This is a genomic window from Clostridium sp. ZBS15, assembly GCF_023845705.1.
In the GTDB taxonomy this organism is placed as follows: domain Bacteria; phylum Bacillota; class Clostridia; order Clostridiales; family Clostridiaceae; genus Clostridium; species Clostridium aquiflavi.
The window spans coordinates 20,216-40,941 of the sequence record NZ_JAMQHY010000008.1 but is presented as its reverse complement, the minus strand read 5'-3'; the positions used below and the strand labels follow the sequence as shown (position 1 = coordinate 40,941).

At 26.7% G+C, this 20,726-nt stretch carries 18 protein-coding genes and 1 pseudogene; 17 read left to right on the top strand and 2 right to left on the bottom strand.

All coding sequences use genetic code 11. The annotated features are described in order from the left end of the window. Position 1: 1 nt before the first annotated feature. Entirely contained in the window at positions 2–1,303 is a 1,302-nt protein-coding gene (locus NG904_RS03610; protein ID WP_252229821.1) for a nucleotide-binding domain-containing protein, read from the top strand. Between the two features lie 57 nt (positions 1,304–1,360). Further along, positions 1,361–2,293 carry a hypothetical protein gene (locus tag NG904_RS03605; protein WP_252229819.1) on the top strand — a complete coding sequence of 311 codons (933 nt, stop codon included), beginning with the start codon at positions 1,361–1,363 and terminating at the stop codon, positions 2,291–2,293. A 243-nt stretch (positions 2,294–2,536) separates the two neighbouring features. Here the strand turns inward: NG904_RS03605 and NG904_RS03600 are convergent, their stop codons facing one another. Continuing rightward, positions 2,537–3,379 (bottom strand): IS3 family transposase, encoded by an 843-nt coding sequence (locus NG904_RS03600; RefSeq protein WP_252229817.1) that lies wholly within the window; start codon positions 3,377–3,379, stop codon positions 2,537–2,539. A 44-nt stretch (positions 3,380–3,423) separates the two neighbouring features. Beyond that, complete coding sequence (locus NG904_RS03595; protein ID WP_252229815.1) at positions 3,424–4,104, bottom strand: helix-turn-helix domain-containing protein; 681 nt, start codon at positions 4,102–4,104, stop codon at positions 3,424–3,426. Between the two features lie 605 nt (positions 4,105–4,709). Here NG904_RS03595 and fliB point away from each other — a divergent pair. The 15 genes and pseudogenes from fliB to NG904_RS03520 all read left to right on the top strand — a co-directional run bounded on the left by fliB (position 4,710) and on the right by NG904_RS03520 (position 20,392). Beyond that, on the top strand, positions 4,710–5,873 hold the full coding sequence (gene fliB, locus NG904_RS03590) for a flagellin lysine-N-methylase (protein WP_252229813.1): 1,164 nt from the start codon (positions 4,710–4,712) through the stop codon (positions 5,871–5,873). Positions 5,874–5,974: 101 nt separating this feature from the next. Further along, on the top strand, positions 5,975–6,826 hold the full coding sequence (locus tag NG904_RS03585) for a polysaccharide deacetylase family protein (RefSeq protein WP_252229811.1): 852 nt from the start codon (positions 5,975–5,977) through the stop codon (positions 6,824–6,826). Between the two features lie 308 nt (positions 6,827–7,134). After that, positions 7,135–7,620: a Yae1 family protein gene (locus NG904_RS03580; protein WP_252229808.1), complete on the top strand. Its 486-nt coding sequence runs from the start codon at positions 7,135–7,137 to the stop codon at positions 7,618–7,620. A gap of 352 nt (positions 7,621–7,972) precedes the next feature. Beyond that, positions 7,973–9,937, top strand: a complete 1,965-nt coding sequence (locus tag NG904_RS03575; RefSeq protein ID WP_252229806.1) for a BglG family transcription antiterminator — start codon at positions 7,973–7,975, stop codon at positions 9,935–9,937. 3 nt (positions 9,938–9,940) lie between these two features. Beyond that, on the top strand, positions 9,941–10,357 hold the full coding sequence (locus NG904_RS03570) for a transcriptional regulator GutM (protein WP_252215288.1): 417 nt from the start codon (positions 9,941–9,943) through the stop codon (positions 10,355–10,357). A gap of 31 nt (positions 10,358–10,388) precedes the next feature. Then, positions 10,389–10,949 carry a PTS glucitol/sorbitol transporter subunit IIC gene (srlA, locus tag NG904_RS03565; protein ID WP_286673952.1) on the top strand — a complete coding sequence of 187 codons (561 nt, stop codon included), beginning with the start codon at positions 10,389–10,391 and terminating at the stop codon, positions 10,947–10,949. Between the two features lie 80 nt (positions 10,950–11,029). Further along, positions 11,030–12,019, top strand: a pseudogene (srlE, locus tag NG904_RS03560) (PTS glucitol/sorbitol transporter subunit IIB). A 46-nt stretch (positions 12,020–12,065) separates the two neighbouring features. Beyond that, positions 12,066–12,431, top strand: coding sequence for a PTS glucitol/sorbitol transporter subunit IIA (locus NG904_RS03555; RefSeq protein WP_252224931.1), 366 nt, complete (start codon positions 12,066–12,068; stop codon positions 12,429–12,431). Positions 12,432–12,700: 269 nt separating this feature from the next. Next, positions 12,701–13,522 carry an SDR family oxidoreductase gene (locus tag NG904_RS03550; protein ID WP_252229804.1) on the top strand — a complete coding sequence of 274 codons (822 nt, stop codon included), beginning with the start codon at positions 12,701–12,703 and terminating at the stop codon, positions 13,520–13,522. Positions 13,523–13,680: 158 nt separating this feature from the next. Then, entirely contained in the window at positions 13,681–14,349 is a 669-nt protein-coding gene (fsa, locus tag NG904_RS03545) for a fructose-6-phosphate aldolase (RefSeq protein WP_252215293.1), read from the top strand. Positions 14,350–14,550: 201 nt separating this feature from the next. Continuing rightward, positions 14,551–15,900 carry a glucose-6-phosphate isomerase gene (locus tag NG904_RS03540; protein WP_252229802.1) on the top strand — a complete coding sequence of 450 codons (1,350 nt, stop codon included), beginning with the start codon at positions 14,551–14,553 and terminating at the stop codon, positions 15,898–15,900. Positions 15,901–15,903: 3 nt separating this feature from the next. Continuing rightward, positions 15,904–16,350 carry a YaiI/YqxD family protein gene (locus tag NG904_RS03535; protein WP_252229800.1) on the top strand — a complete coding sequence of 149 codons (447 nt, stop codon included), beginning with the start codon at positions 15,904–15,906 and terminating at the stop codon, positions 16,348–16,350. 150 nt (positions 16,351–16,500) lie between these two features. Beyond that, positions 16,501–18,528, top strand: a complete 2,028-nt coding sequence (locus NG904_RS03530; protein ID WP_252229798.1) for a triple tyrosine motif-containing protein — start codon at positions 16,501–16,503, stop codon at positions 18,526–18,528. Positions 18,529–18,719: 191 nt separating this feature from the next. Further along, positions 18,720–19,460 carry a lytic transglycosylase domain-containing protein gene (locus NG904_RS03525; RefSeq protein ID WP_252229796.1) on the top strand — a complete coding sequence of 247 codons (741 nt, stop codon included), beginning with the start codon at positions 18,720–18,722 and terminating at the stop codon, positions 19,458–19,460. Between the two features lie 215 nt (positions 19,461–19,675). Next, entirely contained in the window at positions 19,676–20,392 is a 717-nt protein-coding gene (locus NG904_RS03520) for a pseudouridine synthase (protein ID WP_252215308.1), read from the top strand. The last annotated feature ends 334 nt before the right edge of the window (positions 20,393–20,726 follow it).

The following is a 20,726-nucleotide window of genomic DNA, read 5'->3' as shown; positions in this document are numbered from 1 at the left end:
TATGGCGATTAAAGATGATTTTAAGACTTTTATTGACAATATACAATTAGATAATTTAAGTGACATGGAAACCACAACTGGAGAAATAGCGAAAAAATTAAATAATAATTACTATGAATTAGAGAATGACAAAGAAACACATATGTATATTGTAGGGTCAGTAGGAAGAGAAACTGCTATTAAAGGTGTAAGTGATTTAGATTTATTATTTGATTTACCAGATGAAATATATAAGCAATATGATGACCGTGAAAGTAATGGTCAATCAGCATTATTACAAGATATAAAAAATGTTTTAAAAGAACGTTATCCTAAGACAGACATAAGTGGTGATGGACAAGTAGTAGTAATTAACTTTAGTAACTATACTGTAGAATTAGTTCCAGGATTCAAACAATCTGATGATAGTTTTAAATATCCAGATACACATGATGGGGGAAAATGGAAAACAACTAAACCATTAGCAGAAAAAGAAGAGAGTAAAAAGACAGCAGAAGATACAGATAATAATTTTAAATACATAGCAAATATGCTACGAGCTTGGAAGAATAAGCAGGGTTTTAAATTTGGTGGATTATTAATAGACACATTATCATACAATTTTTTAAATGATAATGAAGACTATAAAAAGATTGATTTTGATGATTATTTTGAAATGGTTCAAGAATTATTTAAGTATTTAAAAAATCAAAATAAAGACCAATCTTATTGGTATGCATTAGGAAGTAATCAACAAGTAAACAATTGTGATGATGGAAAATTTGTAACTAAAGCAAAAAAAGCTTATAACCAAATAAAAGATTTAACTGAAGAATCAACTGGTTTAAATAAAGAATTAAGAAAAATATTTGGAAGTAAATTTCCTAAAAAGCAAACCGTATCTGAAAACTCAAGAGCATCTAGTTTATATAGAGACACAGAACAATTTATTGAAGACTTGTTTCCAGTCGATATTAGATATAATTTGACCATTGATTGCAAAGTAACTCAAGATGGATTTTTAGATAAGTTATTAAGCGCAATTATTAAACAAAATAGTTGGCTTAGCAGAAATAAACAACTCAATTTCTTTATAGATAAAACTGAGATAAAAGGTAATTATGATATCTATTGGAAGGTTAGAAATGTTGGAGATGAAGCAGAAAGAAGAGATTTGATTAGAGGTCAGATAGTAAGAACTAATAATAAGAAGCATCATGAATCAACGGATTTTAGAGGAGAGCATTATGTTGAATGTTATTTAGTCAAAAATGGAGTTTGCGTTGCTAGAGATAGGATAGAGGTTCCAATATCAACAATATGATTTGAGTTTTTTTGAAAGGAATGAGGTCTTATTAAAATTAAAGATGAATTAAATAAAATGTATGGAGCAGAAGAAAATATTGATAAGTATATATTGGCAATTTCTGCAATGTTTTTGGGAATTGGACTTTTCTTTGGCTGGTTATATATAAAAAATAAAGGTATATATACTAAATTTGAATTAATAGCATATGCATATATACCTATAATCAATATAGTTGCATCAATATTTACTAGTTCAAGTTATTTCTTTTGTAAAAAGAAAAATTCAGAAAAATATAAATTTATAAAATATTTTATGTTTATTATATCTGTAATTTTAATGATTATTACAGCATTGCCAGTAGCAGTTATGTTAGCAGGAATTAATAAGGTAAGATTATTAAAATTAAATATAGATAATATTTTATTATTTGCAATATATATAGTGGTTTTGATTGTTGATAGTTTTTCATTTGTTTTAATATTGGGTATTGTTGGTCGTTATGCTTTTCTAGATGTAATTACGATAACTTTATTTCTTGTTTTTATATTAAATTATATGGTATTAAAACTTTTAATATGGATGTATTTTAAAATAGTAGGAAAAATTAAAAAGGATAAGAAAATGATGTTTGAAGAAGATTATAAATATATGAAGAAAATTATATATATTTATAATTTCTTAATAATAGCATTTGGAACAGCTGTTATTTATTTCGTTAATATTGAACATTTTAATTTTGATGCAAATACACAATTTATATTAATCCAATTAAAAGATAGAATAATCTATGTATTTGCTATATATACATCTATAGATGCATTTATATCTAAGAAAAAAGAAAGTGGAGAAGATAGTATTGATAAGAATGATACGAATTTTTTAACAGAGATAAAAGCCACTTTAGAAAAGCAAGAAAAAACTATTAGTGAATTGGAAAATAAAAATAAAGTATTAGAAAATAGTTTACGAAATATTCAAAGAAGAATAAAGAAAAGAAAAAAATAAAAGGTATCAAAATTACAATTATTTTGAAAATATTTGGCTGACATTAAAAAATATTTGAATTATAATATTTATACAAGGTCAGAGAAAACTCCATATCCCCAGGCACTCCAGAATATCCCCAAAAGGCACTTTAAAATATTCTGAGCCTGTAAAAAAAAGAGAATAAAATAAGAAAAAACAAAGACCTTGAAACTGTTAAATTGAACTGCCCCCTGTCAAGTAGACAGGGCAAATAATAAAAAATTATGCTACTAAAGTATGACTTCGATATTCTATTGGAGTCATACTTTTTAACTTTTTCTGTAATCTTTTTGTATTATAAAAATCTATATATTCATCAATAGCTTGTTCAAGTTCTTCATATGTATCGAATTTTCTTAGGTAATACATTTCAGATTTAAGTGTACCCCAAAATCCTTCCATCGGACCATTATCTATGCAACGACCAACCCTAGACATACTTTGAGTTGCATTAATTTTATCTAGTTTATTCTTAAATATTTTATTTGTATATTGAAAACCGCGATCACTATGAAATAGTGGCTTTGCGTCGGGATTATCATCTATAGCTTTATCTAATGTGTTAAATACCAATTGATTATTATTAGATGAACCTAATACATAAGACACAATACTATTATCACCTAAATCTAATATTGCACTTAAGTAAGCTTTTTTACCATTTGTTAGCTTAAATTCAGTTACATCAGTTAACCATTTTTGATTTGGTTTATCTGCATAGAATTCTCTATTTAATTTATTTTCTGCTGTTATTTGAGGAGTGCTTTTAATATAAGTTGCTCTCTTTTTTCGTATAACTGATTTAAGATTAACAGATTTCATTAAACGATAAATTCTCTTATTGTTATAATGTTTGTTTAAAATTTTATTTATATTCATTGTCATGCGACGGTATCCATAGATATCATTTACATCTGTATAAATCTTAGTTATTTCTTTTAATATAATTGAATTTTCTTTATCTAATTCAGTATCCTTATGGTTAAGCCATTTATAGTAAGAAGAACGTGCAATATTAGCTAAAATGCATAACTCCGCTATCGGATAGCAATTTTCTTTATTCAATTCTTTTATGGTTATATATTTATTTTCTTGCCTTATTCTTGAATTTATCGCCTTCTTTCTATTTGCTCTAATTTTTTTAAGAAATCATTCTCCATTTTTAAACGTTTGTTTTCTGCTTCAATAAGCTTTAATTGCATAGATAATTTTTCAGATTTACTAAGATTAATAGCTTCTTTTCGCTTACCGCGACGGTCTAGTAATGCCTCACATCCATTATTTTTATATTTCCTTACCCATGCATAAACCTGCTGGTAAGAAACCTTGAATTTATCTGCAGTTTCCTGATAATCATCATTATTCGCAATGCAGAATGCAACAATTTTAATTCTTTCCTCATAAGTAGTTTTTCGCCCATTAGTCATAATCCTATCTCCTTGCCTTTTACGAGATTCTTCTATATTATGACCATTATACTTCTTAATCCAATCTCTGAGAACACGAGGACATGAAATTCCATATATGTTACATATACTTCTTAAAGAACCTTTCCCGGCAAGATAATCTTCAACGGCCTTAAGTTTAAGTGAGTCAGAATAACATTTATTTTTTGTAGAAATTATTAAATTTAATTCTCCAAGATCATTATATATTTTTACCCAGTCGTAAAAGGTAGATCCATTAATTGAAAGTTCATCGCATATCTCTACGACGGATTTTTCTCCTGATAGATATTCCTTAATTCCTTTTAATTTTTCATCAAGAGAACATTTGGTTTTTCTTGACATAAAAAATACCCCCTTTATAAAAACAGTTTTATTATTTTAACTGTCTACTATAAAGGGAGCATATCAAATAAGCAGTTTTGAGGTCTTATTTTTTTAGATATGGAAGTTAGATGAACCTTGAAAAATAGAGAGATTACAAGGATTTATAATAGAGAAAAAGATAGAGAATAAAAGAGTGAAATCACCAGAAATCTTATGTGTTTATAGTCCGTTAGAGAAGGATTTGGGAAGGCAGGGGCAGAATGTTTGAGAGTGCCTTTTGAGAGGAATGGGGTTTGCCTTGGGACATTAAATAAGTTAATAAGCATTTCAACAAAATCTAAATTAAGTAGGTTTGTTGAAATGTTTTTTTATTCTTTAGGAATTTATATTATTAAAAAATTTGTGGATAACTTTTAAAATAATGTGTTTTAAAGGTATTATGAGTACCCCTAAAGAATAAAAAATAATCATATGCCGCACCATTATTCCTGCACTGCGTTTGGAAAGGGCGCATGGCTAAAAAAATCGACGGCTCCAAAGTCGCCTTAGCGATTTTGTTCTTTTGGAAAGTTATGATAGAATTATATAGTAAATTTATTAATATAAAAACAAGAGGTAGAAAAATGAGGATAAGAGTACCAGATTATTATAAGGATTTTGAATGTATTGCATCAGAGTGTGAAGATACATGTTGTGCAGGATGGGAAATTGTGATAGATGATGAAACATATGAGTATTATAAAACTGTAAATGATGAATTTGGAGATAGGTTGAAAAATGAAATAGTTACAGATGAAGACGGAGAAAAAATTTTTGTATTAAAAGGAGATAATTGCTCTTTCTTAAATAAATATAAGAAATGTGATATATATATTAATCTTGGAAAAGAGAGATTATGCAATACATGCAAACAATATCCAAGATTTATTGAAGAGTATGGAAGTACACGAGAAATAGGGATTTCGTTATCATGTCCAGAAGCAGCTAGAATAATCTTAAATAATTCTAAAAAAGTTGAATTTGAATTAGAAGAAAATGATGAAATGGTATGTACATATAATGATATTAGTTATGATATGTTTATTCAAATAATTAGCTCAAGAAAAATGTTCATAGATATGTTACAGGATAGATCTATTGAATTAAATAAAAGAATGGCGATAATTCTTAATTTTGCAAAAGAAATTCAAGATAAAATAGATGCAAATAAAATATCTGAAATAACAAGCATTAGACATAAGTATTCAGATGATAAATTTATAAAAAAATTAATAGATCAATTAGATAATTACAAAGCAAAAAATATAGAAAAATATAAAAACATTTTTAAGTGTTTAAAAGTATATCAAGATATTGATCATATAAATGAAGAATGGCCTAAAGTTTTAAAATATACTACAGAATATTTTTATGATGAAGAACATAATGTTACGTTTTATGTGGATAAACATGATGAATTTGATAAATATTATGTAAACAAAATGTATGAATATGAACATTTAATGGTATATTTTATATTTAGATATTTTATGAAATCTATCTATGACTACGATGTAATTGCAAAAGTAAAACTTGCACTTATTAGCTATCTAATTATTAAAGAATTAGATGTTGTACGATGGTGTGATAATGGATATAAATTTAATAAAGATGATCAGATAGATATAATGCATATGTACTCTAAAGATATTGAACATTCAGAAGAAAATTTAGAAGCATTAGCAGAAATATTTGAAACAAATAAAATTTTTAACTTAAATAATCTAATGACTATGTTGATGAATTAAAAGATTTAGTATCTTAGAGGTTATTTAGAGAAGTCAATATAAAAAAGATATTTTAATTACCAAAAGGTATAGTTTAACTTTATATTTTTAGGAGGCAAGTTTTGAAGAATAAAAAAAATACAATTTTGAAAGGATTATTAGTAGTAATATTATTATTAATTGTTTCTTTATTTACATTTCAAATTAAAAATAATACTAAAGGAAAAATTACTCCAGCATTAGAAACTGAAAATTCAGATGTATTAGAAAATAAAGATATTAAAAATCCATTTCAAGGTATAGATGTTACAAGTGAGGATATGGGGGTTACTGTTTTAGGATATCATTCTATTGGAGATGAATTTAAGAAAGATCCATTAGTTGTATCTAAAGATTTGTTTAGAACGCATCTTCAAGCAATAAAAGATGCAGGTTATACAACTATAACATTACATGAGTTATATGATTACCTATATAATGGAGCGGAAATTCCTAAGAAAAGTGTAGTTATAACATTAGATGATGGATACAAAGATAATTATACAAATGCATTTCCTATTCTTAAAGAATTCTCAATGAATGCAACTATGTTTATAATAGGTAATTATTTAGATGGTGATGTATATTTGTTACCTTCACAGGTAAAAGAGATGAGTGATTATGGGATTGATATTGAAGGTCATACACTTACTCATAGAGAGCTTTCAACTTTAAATTATGATGAACAATTAAAAGAAGTTAAAGAATCTAAAACTAAGCTTGAAAATATAACAGGTAAAAATATTAACTTTATTGCATATCCTTCTGGTAGTTATAACGATGAGACTTTAAAAGCTGTTAAAGAAGCAGGATATAGTATGGCATTTACCGTTAAAAAGGGACAAGCACATAAAGGTGACAATCAATATGAAATAAACAGAGTATTAGTTGATTATACTTATAAACCAAGACATATAAAAAGAGATTTAAAGTAAAATAGTAGATTATAAATAATATTAATTTAACTTATAATTAATATTATTTATAAAATCTAGAATACAAGTATTAAAAAATAGTTAGATTTTTGTGTATTTAATTATACAAAATGATAACTATTTTTTTCTTTAGGAAATTATAAAAATCTTAAATTTAAGGATAACTTCTAGAATACCGTGTTTTAAGGGTATGATGAGTACTATTAAAGAATACAAAATTATATTTAAATTTTGTCTGATTAAAATTAACCAATACACTAATTTTAACATACTATATATTATAATTATTTACCAAAGGAGATAAACAGATGAACGATTATTATTGTAATGAAGATGAATTAGTTTGTAAATTTGATGAAGTTAGTGATTGTGAAGAAGCAGATTATAATGAAATGAATTGCTCAGACACAGCAGGAACTGATAATAATTCAGTATGTGCAAAATGTTATAAAAAAGGATTTAAAGCAGGTTGTGAAAAAGGATATAAAGATGGATTCAAAGATGGCTGCGAAAAAGGATATAAGAAAGGGTTTAAAGATGGCCGTGAAAAAGGATATGAAGAAGGATATGAAGATGGCCGTGAAAAAGGATATGAAGAAGGATTCAGAGACGGCTGTAAAAAAGGATATGAAGAAGGATTCAGAGATGGCTGTAAAAAAGGATATAAGAAAGGATTTAAAGAGGGCCGTGAAAAAGGTTTCCAAGAAGGATGCAAAGCCGGTTTTAGAGAAGGATATGAAAAAGCTATACAAGATATTATGAAATGCTTAAATAGAAATAATTCACGCTGTTAAATTTTTAAAGCGTAATTGAGCTATAATATTAAATTTAATAGAATAATCTAAAATCTTATCATAGAAGAATTTATACTCTGTATAAATTCTTCTTTTTTAATTTAAGTAAAAAAAGGACTATTTAATGTGAGAAAAATTATGAAACGTGTATAAATGTGTATAAATAAGTATAAATGTATACAAACATGTTATAATAAAAATGAAATGGTTTGCGAAATTAGTTTTATAACACATTTATCTAAGTTTTTTTTATTAGTATACATTTTTTCCAAACTGTAATGAAAAAGTGAATATTAAATAAATTACATTAATGTACTATTATATAATTGTAAGATGGAATGAGGGGTTGAAAATGATTACACAATCATTAGAAAGAAAGTTATTTACCATACTTGAAATGTTAGCTGATAGCAAAGAAAAAGCTTTAAAAGATTTTTCGGATGAACTTGGTGTTAGTACTAGAAGTATTAGAACTTACTTAAAGCAATTACAGGAAGAAATACCTAAGGATGTTGTGGAAATAGTAAAGACTAATAATTCTCAGTATAAGCTAAATGTGAAAGATGATGAAAAATTTAAGCAATTGCTAGAGTTAAATAGAAGACAAAAACAAAAATTTTGTCAATTAAATAATCCAGAAGAAAGAATTGATTATTTAATAAACAGGTTAGTAGGACTTAATGAGATTGTGACAATTGATGATTTAGCAGAAGAAATGAATGTAGGAAGAACTACTTTAGTTAAAGATTTAAAAAAAGTAGATCAGAAGTTAGATGAGTATGGATTAATATTAAAGAGAAAAACAAATTCAGGAATAAAAATTGAAGGCGATGAAATTAATTTAAGATTAATCATACTTGAACATTTATGTAAAACATATAATGATTCAATAATTTTATTAGAAAGCAATAATATTCTTACTAAAAAAGAGATTATTAAACTTCAAGAACAAATAGTAATAAATCTAAAAGAAAATAGATTTAGTGTAACTGAAGCCTTAATAAATAACTTAATAAGATATATAGCAGTAATGTTAATGAGATTGAAGAATAATAAAAATATAATTTCACTACAATCACAATATAAAATAATAAAGGAATCAGAAGAGTATGAAATAGGAAAAACTATAAAAGGTATAATTGAAACATTAAAAGATGAAAAAATTGATGATTTAGAAATAATTTTTATAGTAATGCCTTTACTTGGAAGAAATGCACCTTTGTATCATGAGGTATTAAGAAATTTAACAATAGGTGAAAATGTAACTTTATTAAGAAAACAAATCTTTGACAAGGTTTTTGAATTTACTGGATTAAGCTTAGAAGAAGATGAACAATTAATACAAGGATTAGAATATCATTTATATTATGCACTAAATAGAATAGTACTAAATATAAAATATAAAAATCCTATGTTAAAAGAAATAAAAGAAAAGTACAAATTGCCTTATGAAGTTGCTAAAATAGCTGCTTCAGTAATTGAAGATAAGTATCAGGTACAAGTAGAAGATGATGAAATTGGATACTTAGCATTACATTTTGGGACTTATGTTGAAAAAGCAGGCAAATCTTTTATTCAAATAGAAAAAGCAGCAATTGTTTGCGGGACAGGGTTAGGAACAGCAAAGTTACTAATTATAAAATTAAAGAAAATACTTGGAGAAGAAATTAAGTTCAAATCATTTTCTGATTTAGATTTTACAGAAGAAATAGCAAGTAATTATGATATGATATTTACTCTTGTAGATTTAGATATAAAGACTGAAACACAAATAGTAAAAATCACTTCGATTTTTGATGAATGTCAATTAAAAGGAGAAATAGAAAGTCAAATATTTTTAAATAAGACTAATGAGAAAAGAAATGATACAGAACAATATATTTTAAATGGAATGTTGGATAAAAAATTAGTATTTTATTTAAACAAAAACAATTTCATGGACAATTTAGAAGATATGTTGGATAGCTTAATAAAATCAAATATTGTATCAAATGAATATAAGAAAAGAGTTATAGCAAGAGAAAAGAAAGCAGGAACAGCATTTGGTGGAAATATAGCATTACCACATGCAGTGGATGAAAAGGTAAATAGCGTAATAGTTTCATATGGAATACTAGATAAATTACTTGTGGTTGATGGTAAGGAAGTAGGACTCATAATATTACTTGTAATACCTTCAGAAAGCCAAAATAGTCAAGATATTATAGTAAAAACATATCAAGAAATTATAGACTTATCAAGTGATAAGAAGATAGTTCAAAAGCTAATAAAAAGTAAAAATTATAAAGAGTTTAAAGAAGTTTTAGGAAGGAGATAAATTATGAATTCGGTTGTATTTTTAATAATTATAGGAATTGCTGTTTGGATACTTAATTTTATCTTTGGATTAATACAAATCAAGGATTTCAATAAAAATTATATAGAATTAAGAAGATTAGGAAAAGTAGCAATAGGAAGAAAAAAAGGAATGATTAACTCAGGTACTATAGTTCTTATAAGAATTCAAGATGATGGATTAATTTTAGAATCTAGAAAAATGCAGGGAGTAACAGTAGCAGCAAGAGTTAAGCAATTTAAAGGTCTTGAAAATATGTACATAGATAGTATTGAGGAAAACGATTTAAAAGAATTTAACAAACCACTTAAAAGAGCAATCTTAGATGCTGTTAAAAACTATAAAAAGTTTAGACATGAGGAGGGAAGTAAAAAAGAAGCAGACTTAGAAGTGGTTGTTTAAGAATTGTAATATATAATGAGGAGGTTTTCTTATGACACAAATGTTAGAATTATTAGCTAGAGGTGCAGATTCATTCATGAATCTATTTAGAGCAGGTGGTAATCAATTTATGGGCTTTGTAACAGGCATAATACCATTACTAATAGCACTACTAGTTACAATGAATGCAATTATAAAATTTATTGGGGATGAGAAAGTAGAAAAATTAGCTATGAAATGTGCTAAAAACCCAATAACTAGATACTTATTATTACCGGTTATAGGAACATTCGTATTTGCGAATCCAATGACATTATCATTAGGTAAGTTTATGCCAGAAAAGTATAAACCAAGTTACTATGCAGCAGCAAGTTTCTCTTGCCACACAATGAATGGATTATTTCCACATATAAATCCAGGTGAATTATTTGTATTCTTAGGAATAGCAGCAGGTATTACTACATTAGGTTTTTCAACTACAGATCTAGCAGTTAGATATTTATTAGTAGGTATAATAACAAACTTCTTTAGAGGTTGGATAACAGATTTCACAACTTCATATGTAGAAAAACAACAAGGTGTTAAATTAAACACAGAAGTTAAATTAGGATAATTATTAAATAAAAAAATTAATTGAATAAAAATTAAAGTTAAATAAGATAAATAAAAAAATAAAAGATTAAGGAGTTGGCAATTATGGGATACAAAAAAGTTAAGATAAACAAAGGATCAGGCGGATGGGGTGGCCCATTATTAATAGAACCTACAGAAAAAAGAAACAAGGTAGTATATATTACTGGAGGAGCTCAACCAGAAACAGCAGTTACAATAGCAGAATTAACAGGATGTGAATTAATAGATGGATTTACAACAGGAGTTAAAGATGATGAAATTGCTTGTGTAATAATAAATTGTGGTGGAACATTAAGATGTGGAATCTATCCTCAAAAGAAGATACCAACAGTTAATATTATGAAAACAGGTAGAAGTGGACCTTTAGCAATGTTTATAAAAGAAGATATTTATGTTTCAGCAGTAAAACCAGCAAATGTAGAAGTAATAGAATAGGTTTATTTTCTAAGATATAAAGAATAGGATTTAAAGGAGGAAGACTTAATGAGTTACGATACTAGTAAAAAGATTAGTCAACAAACAGGGGGACTTGTTGGAAAGATTGGTATAGCAATAGGAAACTTTAGTAGTACATTATTCCAAGCAGGAAGAGATACTATTGACACAGTAATTCACACAATATTACCATTCATGGCTTTCGTTGCAGTAATGATAGGTATTATAAATGAATCAGGAGTAGGAAGCTTTATTGCAAATTTACTTACACCATTAATAGGAAATGTAGGCGGATTAGTTGTATTAGCACTTATATGCTCATTCCCATTACTTTCACCATTCTTAGGACCTGGTGCAGTTATAGCACAAATAGTTGGTGTTTTAATAGGTACTGAAATTGGTAAAGGAACTATACCACCACACTTAGCATTACCAGCATTATTTGCAATAAATGCACAAGCAGCAGCAGACTTTATACCAGTAGGTTTAGGATTAGCTGAAGCAGAACCAGACACTGTACAAGTCGGTGTTCCATCAGTTCTATACTCAAGATTCTTAACAGGAGCTCCAACAGTTGTAGTAGCTTGGCTTGTAAGTTTTGGACTATACAGCTAAATTGTATTAATTAAAGAATCTAATTGTTAAAGAAGGGAACAGTTTTATGAAGACGATTTATAGCACTAAAATAGAAAAAATTGGTGAAAATGCTGAAGAATTTTTTGCAGCAAATATGTTCATAACTTTTAAGGACAATGCTCCTCAAGAATTAATTGATTATTGCTTTATTCACAATGAAAATAATTTATTAGAAGAGATAATGCCAAAAGACATACTTTCAATAGGTGATGTTACTTATGAGATAAAAGCAGTAGGTGAATTAGTAAATAAAAATTTAAAAGAATTAGGACATATAACATATAATTTTCTAGGAGAAGAAGAAGCACAAGTAGGTGGAACTTTATATCTAGAAAAAAAAGAAATTGCACCAATTGCCGTTGGTACAATTTTAAAAATAATAAGAAATTAATTTTAAATATTTAAAAAATAATATTTAAGAAAATTATAAGTCAATTTATACAATAAGTCAATTTAACGAAGAGTTTTAAAGTATTTTCAAACTTATATATAAATAATTAAATAATTTATAGGATTAATTGTTCTTTGAATTTTAAATAGGTTTGATTATAAATGTACTTATATCGGAAATAAGTAAAGATAATCAAACCTATTTTATTTATCAGATATAGAGAAACAATATTCATATAAATTATTAATTTAATAATGGAGGAATAAAAAATGACAAAGTCATGGTTAAATTTAGAAGGAAAAACAGTAATAGTTACAGGTGGAGCATCAGGAATAGGAAAGGCAGTAGCACAAGAATTTTTAAATAATGGTTCAAATGTTGTTGTATGTGATATGAATCCTAATGCACCACAATTAGATATGAATGAAACAAGTGGAAAAATGGTATATGTAAATACAGATGTAACAAATTATGATAGCGTTAAAGAAATGGTTTCAAAAACTAAAGAAGCATTCGGTAAAATAGATATTTTAGTAAATAATGCAGGTATAAATATACCTAGATTATTAGTAGATCCAAAAGAAGAAAATAGTAAGTACGAATTAGATGAAGCTGTTTTTGATAAAATAGTTAATGTTAATATAAAAGGTGTATTTTTCTGTGCACAAGCAGTTGCTAGAGAAATGGTAAAGATAGGTTCTGGAGTAATAGTAAATATGTCTTCAGAAAGTGGATTAGAAGGATCAGAAGGTCAAAGTATTTATGCAGCAACTAAAAATGCAGTAAATTCATTTACAAGATCTTGGTCTAAAGAATTAGGAAAACAAGGCGTTAGAGTTGTAGGTGTAGCACCAGGAATATTAGAAGCTACAGGATTAAGAACTATAGAATATGAAACAGCATTATCTTATACTAGAGGAATTACAGTTGAAGATTTAAGAGCTGGATATAGCAAAACATCAACTACTCCACTTGGAAGATCAGGAAAATTATCAGAAGTCGCTGACTTAGTTTGTTACTTAGGATCAGAAAGAGGAAGTTACATCCATGGAGTAACTTATAATGTAGCTGGCGGAAAAACTAGAGGTTAATTTTATTTAGTAAAAATCAAAAAATGTATTTTAAATCAATTTAGTACTCTCTCATAAATTTTAAATAAATATAAACATTAAAAGTTCCTAATATTATCAGGGACTTTTAATGCTATAAAAATAAATTTTAAGAATATTAATAGGGATGTGAGGAAAAAATGATATATATATTAGATACTGCAAACTTACAAGAAATAAAAAGAGCGTATGAATTTTATCCTATGGAAGGTGTCACAACAAATCCATCTATAATAAGTAAAGAAAAAGAAGATTTTATAAAAATATTAAAAAACATAAGAGAAATAATAGGTAATGATAGCATGTTACATGCACAAGTTTTATCATTAAAAGCTGAAGACATGATTGAAGAAGCTAAGTATATAGCAGAGCAAGTTGGAGGAAATATATATATTAAAATACCTGTAACTCCAGATGGAATAAAGGCTATAAAAATATTAAATAAAGCTGGATATAAGATAACAGCTACTGCAATATTTACACCACAACAAGCTTTGATAGCAGCAAAAGCAGGAGCTCACTTTGTTGCACCATATGTTAATAGAATAGATAATATTAGCGGAAATGGAGTAGAAGTTGTTGGAGAAATAATTAAATTGTTAGAATTTAATAGTTTAAATACTAAAGTTTTAGCAGCATCTTTTAAAAATGTTCAACAAGTTAATGAAGTTGCTTTAAGAGGATGTCAATCAGTAACAGTGGGAAGCGACATAATGGATAAACTTATAGAACATCCATTAACAGAATTAAGTGTAAAACAATTCATTAATGATTGGGAAAATGCATATAATAAGATTACAGTATTATAATAAGGTAAAAGAATAAAGACATTTTTAATTATAAAGTAGATAGATTTATATAGATCTATCTACTTTAATAATTAAGAATTATTATCTTTAGTATAAAATTCCAAGGTTTGAATAATATCATAAATGTTTAAGAAATGTTTAATGAAAGTGTGATATAATTGAAAAGTGAAATTTACGTAATTAAGATATGGAGGTATGGTTGTGAAAAAAGGATTAACATTAGATTTAAGTAAAACACAAGGATTCGTAAAAAACTATGAACTAGATTACATGGAAGGAATGGTAAAAGATTCACATGATAGACTTCATAGTAAAACAGGTCAAGGAAGTGATTTTTTAGGTTGGATAGACCTGCCAGTAGATTATGATAAAGAAGAATTTGATAGAATTAAGAAATCAGCAGAAAAAATACAATCTGATTCAGATGTATTAATAGTTATAGGAATAGGTGGATCTTATCTTGGAGCTAGAGCTGCAATAGAAATGTTAACAAGTAATTTCCATAACGTTTTAGATGACAATAAGAGAAAAGTGCCAAAGATATTTTATGCAGGTAATAACATAAGTTCAACTTATATGGCAGAACTATTAGAAGCTATAGAAGGAAAAGATGTTAGTGTAAATGTAATTTCAAAATCAGGTACTACTACAGAACCAGCTATTGCATTTAGAATATTTAAATCATACTTAGAAAAGAAATATGGTGTAGAAGAAGCAAGAAAGAGAATATATGCAACTACAGATAAAGCTAGAGGTGCATTAAAAAGCTTAGCTGATTCAGAAGGATATGAAACATTTGTAATTCCTGATGATGTTGGTGGAAGATTTACAGTGTTAACACCAGTAGGCTTATTACCAATAGCTGTAGCTGGAATAAATATAGATGAAATGATGCAAGGTGCAGCAGATGCAAGAGAAACATATTCAAATCCTTCACTTAAGGAAAATGATTGTTATAAATATGCTGTCACAAGAAATGCTTTATATAATAAAGGTAAAGAAATAGAAGTATTAGTTAATTATGAACCATGTATTCATTATTTCAATGAATGGTGGAAACAATTATATGGAGAATCTGAAGGAAAAGATAAAAAAGGATTATTCCCAGCAGCAGTTGACTTTAGTACTGATCTTCACTCTATGGGACAATATATTCAAGATGGTAGAAGAAATCTTTTTGAAACAGTTATTAATGTCGAAAAAGCTAGAAAAGAAATTACAATAGAATTTAGCGAAGGCGACTTAGATGGATTAAACTTCTTAGCTGGAAAAACTATGGATTTTGTAAATAATAAAGCATTCCAAGGAACTTTATTAGCTCATAATGATGGTGAAGTACCTAACATGGTATTAAATGTACCAGAACTTTCACCTTACTATTTTGGTCACATGGTATATTTCTTTGAAAAAGCTTGTGGATTAAGTGGATATCTTTTAGGAATAAATCCATTCGATCAACCAGGAGTTGAAGCATACAAGAAGAATATGTTTGCGCTTCTTGGAAAACCAGGATATGAAGATATGAAAGATGAATTAGAGAAGAGACTTTAATTTATGAAAATTATAATTGATGGAGATGCCTGCCCAGGTATCTCCATTATTGAAAAAGTGGCTAAAGATAGAGATATACCAGTAATAATTTATTGCGATATAAATCATTTTATACAAAGTAATTACTCAGAAGTTAAAATTGTGGATAGTGGTTTTCAAAGTGTGGATATGTTTGTAATTAATGAAACTAAAGCTAATGACATTGTAGTATCTCAAGATTATGGGGTAGCAGCTATATGTTTGCCTAAGAAAGCAAAAGTAATAAATCCAAAAGGTTTTATTTATGATGAAAGCAATATAGATCGATTGTTAGAAGAAAGACATTTATCCCAAAAAATTAGGAGAGGTGGAGGTAAAACTTCCAATCCTAAAAAAAGGACTAATGAGGATAATTTAAGATTAGAAAAAAACTTAATAAAACTAATTGAATTAGTTAATAAAAATATATAGAGGAGAATACCTCTATTTTTTTTTCAGTATATGATAAGAATTATATAAATATGATATAATTTAAATAAAAATTAGCTGAAGTTATTTACAAAAAATGGAATAATTGTATAATATAATTAAGGAGTAATATAGAGAGGGGTTTTGAGAAGGATGCAAGAGCTTCAGTTAAAGAATATAGAACTCATATTTAATAAAGAAAAACCGCAAACAAGAGGAACGGAAATAAATATAAAAAGTCAGGTTAATAACCCTAAGGATGACATAGAATATAAATTTATTATTGGTTTAAATGGTATATGGACAACTATACAAGATTATTCAGAAAAAGATAATTGCTGTTGGAAGCCAGTTTATGAAGGGGAATATACGGTTATGGTTCAAGCAAGAGATAAGGAAGGAAAAAAATCATTCGATTATGTAGCTAAAGAAGATTATTTAATTAGTAACAAAGATTTAGTAAGGCTTATAGATGAGGTAAAGGTTGATAAAACTAGTTTAAATGTTGGAGAAAAGTGTTCTATAGAGGTAAAAGCAGCGGAAGAAGAGCTACTTTACAGATTTTATGTAAAGGGAGAGCAAGGATGGGAACCTATTATAGACTATACAACAGATAATACATTATTATATACTGCAAATAATGCAGGCAAAAAAGAATTTTTAATAGAATGTAAAAGAGCTACTTCTGATGAAAATTTTGATGATTATACTACTGTCAAAATAAATGTAGATGATATTGAAGATGTTGAAATAACTAATTTTATATGTCATAATACTGAATTAATAGTTGGACAAGATCTTAAATTTACATTAGAAACCAAAAATGAAAGTAACAGAACAATTTTATATAAATTTTATAAGATTTCAAAAGATGGAAAAGCAATTTGCATGCAAGATTATTCTACTAAAAATTATTTAAATTACAAAGAACATACTCATGGTAGTTATAGACTTTTAGCATGTGCAAAAGATATATTTTCAAATAAAGAATATGATGATAGAGCAGTTCTTTTATATAATATAAAACCATATAAGGATATATTAATTAAAGGGTTTGCAGCAGATTTAAGTTCACCTCAAATTATAGAAACTGATATAAAATTCAAAGCAGAAGTAGAGGGTGGAATTAATATTCTATATAGATATAAAGTAAAAGGTTCATATGAAGAGGATACTGGATTTATAAGAAATTCTGAATATATATGGCAACCTAGAGAATCAGGAAGATATAGTATATCAGTTTTTGCCAAAGATGCATCATCTGAATGTGAATATGAAGCTTGCGAAGAAATTGAATTTGAAATAGAAAAAAGAGGCAATAAGCCAGTAAAAATAGTTGATGTTGTTATAGATAAAGAAAAAAGTGTTTTGATTAAACAACCTGTTAATATAATGGTTAATGCAGAAGGTGGAACTAGATTAAATTATTCATTTGTAGTGTATAGAAATAAAATAAAGGTGGAAAAAATAAATAATAATAATAAAAATTGGATTAATTTTACTCCCGAAGAAAAAGGAGATTATGAGATAGAGATTATTATTAAGGACAGATATTCTGATAAAGAATTTGATGCACATACTTTTGTTTACTTAAAAGCAAATGAGTATATACCAGGAGAAATCGATTATATAATGTTACCTTTAAAAAATAATTATGTAGTTGGAGATACCATAGAATTTGAATCAATAATTCAAAATACAAAAAGTGTCTTGGTTAAATATGTAACTAAAATTAATGGACATTTAGTTGAAGAAACTGAATTTATTAAAAATAAAAAATTAAGATTTGTTCCTAAAACTTCAGGAAAATATACAATAGAAGTGTATGCTAAAAATATAAAATGTATAGATGAATATGATTCTAAAAAAGAAGTTAGTTTATATATAAATGAAGCATCACCTGTTATAAATACAGAAATAATTATAAATAAAAAGAAGGTTAAAATTAATCATGAATTATCATTTGAAGTAAAGAGTACAGGTGGAAAAGATGTCTGCTATGAATTTTATTTAATGGAACATGGTAACTGGAATAAAGTTCAATCATATAGTAAGAAAAATTACTATAGCTTTATACCTTTTATTAAAGGAAAGTATAAGATTTTAGTATTATCTAAAAGTTATTATAAAAATACTAACTATGAAGATTATGCAGAAATATCTTTTAAGGTATTAGATTAAGATTTATAAACTTGTTACGAAAATAAATATAGTAGATTAATTTAAGTTTGTGATTTTAATAAAAGATTCTATTTAAACAAATCATTGATATATGAATAAGCAAAGTGGACTGAGTAATTGAACTTAGGAATGTTAGAATGAATATATCAACAATTATTTAAAATATAGCATAATAAAATTGGAGGGCAGTTATGAGTATAGACAATTTAAATTCATTTTCAAATGAATTAATGGCATTAACAGCAATTAATAATAGTGGTAATAGTAGTGATGATAAAAGTAATAGTGGAACTAATGGACTAGAATTTGCCTTAGTTATGCAAGCTTTAACAGATAAATCTAATGAATCAGCTAATGAATCAACTAAGGATTCTAGTGCATTAGAAGCAATGAAATCATTGGAAAATACAAATACAACACCTGGACAAAGATTAGATTATATGAAAATGGTTTTAAATGAGAATTTAACATCTAAATTAAATGGGTCTAGTACTACATCAACTGTCGATATAGATACTGATGATGAAAGTAAACAAAGAATATATAGAGCAGTAGAAGAAGCATCAAGAAAATATGGTGTAGATTCTAATTTGATTTTAGGAATAATAAAACAGGAATCTGATTTTAATCCTAAAGTAGTTTCAGGTGCGGGTGCTATGGGACTTATGCAACTTATGCCGGAAAATTGTGAAGAAGATGGAGTAAGTGATCCTTTTAATATAGAACAAAACATTAATGGTGGAGTTAAGCAATTAAAGGGATATATTGATAGGTATGATGGAAATGTAGAAATGGCTCTTATGGCATATAATGCAGGACCTGGAACAATGCAAAAAAGAGGAGTTAGCTCTGTTGAACATTTATATAAAATGCCTAAAGAAACTCAAAACTATATTCCAAAAGTAATGGGATATTATAAAAGTGGAATTTAGCATGAATCAATAAAAAATGAAGTTGTTTAGTAATAACTTCATTTTTTTATTGGCTCTATTTTAGTAAGAATTTTATATATGCCACTTTGCCTATTGCATATATAAATATATATTTAAAACATAATTTTTTATTTATATGAATATTTATTTTGACATATGTGATAATATACTATTGTGTAGAGAGACATATAAAATGATAGAGTGGAGTGAAGTAAATGGAGAGATTGGATAAAATAATTTCTAATTTAGGATATGGAAGCAGAAAAGAAGCTAAATTGTTAGCAAAAAAAGGATTAATTGAAGTAGATGGAAAGATAATTAAAGATAGTAGTGTAAATATAGATCCTGAAAAATCTATAGTTAAGATAAATGGAGAAGAGATATTTTATCGTAAATACATATATTTAATGATGAATAAACCAACAGGAGTAATATCAGCAACTCATGATTCAAAAGATGAAACTGTTATTGATTTGTTAGAATTAGATCATCAAATTTTTAATCCATTTCCAGTAGGAAGATTAGATAAAGATACTGTTGGATTATTGTTATTAACTAATGATGGGGACTTTAATCATAGAATGATATCACCTAAATGGCATGTTGATAAAGTTTATTATGCTAAAATAGATAAAGAAGTAAATGAAAAAGATCAAGAGGCATTTAAAAAAGGTGTAGTATTAGATGATGGATATAAATGCTTAGAAGCAAAATTAGATATTATATCTGCATCACCAGAAGGTTCAGAAGTTAGAATTACTATACAAGAAGGAAAATATCATCAAGTAAAAAGAATGTTTGAAGCACGTGATAAAAAAGTAGTATATCTAAAAAGAGAAGAATTTGGTAATTTAATTCTAGATGAAAGCTTAGAAGAAGGCGAATATAGAGAATTATCAGATGAAGAATTAGCTATTTTAAATAAAAATTAACGAACGTTAAAAGATTATGCAATAAAATAATTCATTTTAGACGCATGAGTAAATATTTTTCGTAAAATTACTTGCATTTTAATATAGAATGTCCTATAATAATTTTGCAAGGATAAATAAAAGGAATTATATAGCCCCCTTTTTATTTATTGCTTATTGCTTATTGCTAAAGCGCAACCTAGCCCCAAGGGTTGCGTTTTTTTTGTCTTAATTATGAAAATGTTTACTTTGGGGAAAAGTTGATTTAATATATAAAAAAACATAAAAATAGTACATTTTAATAGAGATTAATAAAAAATTAAATAGAAAAAAATAAGTGAAGGAATTAAGTCAT

What these genes read in the sequence shown, in the direction of transcription:
- NG904_RS03575 (WP_252229806.1), top strand. Translation starts at nt 7,973, where the DNA reads ATGATTACACAATCATTAGAAAGAAAGTTATTTACCATACTTGAAATG.
- NG904_RS03610 (WP_252229821.1), top strand. Translation starts at nt 2, where the DNA reads ATGGCGATTAAAGATGATTTTAAGACTTTTATTGACAATATACAATTA.
- NG904_RS03605 (WP_252229819.1), top strand. Translation starts at nt 1,361, where the DNA reads ATGTATGGAGCAGAAGAAAATATTGATAAGTATATATTGGCAATTTCT.
- NG904_RS03535 (WP_252229800.1), top strand. Translation starts at nt 15,904, where the DNA reads ATGAAAATTATAATTGATGGAGATGCCTGCCCAGGTATCTCCATTATT.
- NG904_RS03580 (WP_252229808.1), top strand. Translation starts at nt 7,135, where the DNA reads ATGAACGATTATTATTGTAATGAAGATGAATTAGTTTGTAAATTTGAT.
- NG904_RS03530 (WP_252229798.1), top strand. Translation starts at nt 16,501, where the DNA reads ATGCAAGAGCTTCAGTTAAAGAATATAGAACTCATATTTAATAAAGAA.
- NG904_RS03570 (WP_252215288.1), top strand. Translation starts at nt 9,941, where the DNA reads ATGAATTCGGTTGTATTTTTAATAATTATAGGAATTGCTGTTTGGATA.
- fliB (WP_252229813.1), top strand. Translation starts at nt 4,710, where the DNA reads ATGAGGATAAGAGTACCAGATTATTATAAGGATTTTGAATGTATTGCA.
- NG904_RS03595 (WP_252229815.1), bottom strand. Translation starts at nt 4,104, where the DNA reads ATGTCAAGAAAAACCAAATGTTCTCTTGATGAAAAATTAAAAGGAATT.
- NG904_RS03525 (WP_252229796.1), top strand. Translation starts at nt 18,720, where the DNA reads ATGAGTATAGACAATTTAAATTCATTTTCAAATGAATTAATGGCATTA.
- NG904_RS03550 (WP_252229804.1), top strand. Translation starts at nt 12,701, where the DNA reads ATGACAAAGTCATGGTTAAATTTAGAAGGAAAAACAGTAATAGTTACA.
- NG904_RS03520 (WP_252215308.1), top strand. Translation starts at nt 19,676, where the DNA reads ATGGAGAGATTGGATAAAATAATTTCTAATTTAGGATATGGAAGCAGA.
- NG904_RS03555 (WP_252224931.1), top strand. Translation starts at nt 12,066, where the DNA reads ATGAAGACGATTTATAGCACTAAAATAGAAAAAATTGGTGAAAATGCT.
- fsa (WP_252215293.1), top strand. Translation starts at nt 13,681, where the DNA reads ATGATATATATATTAGATACTGCAAACTTACAAGAAATAAAAAGAGCG.
- srlA (WP_286673952.1), top strand. Translation starts at nt 10,389, where the DNA reads ATGACACAAATGTTAGAATTATTAGCTAGAGGTGCAGATTCATTCATG.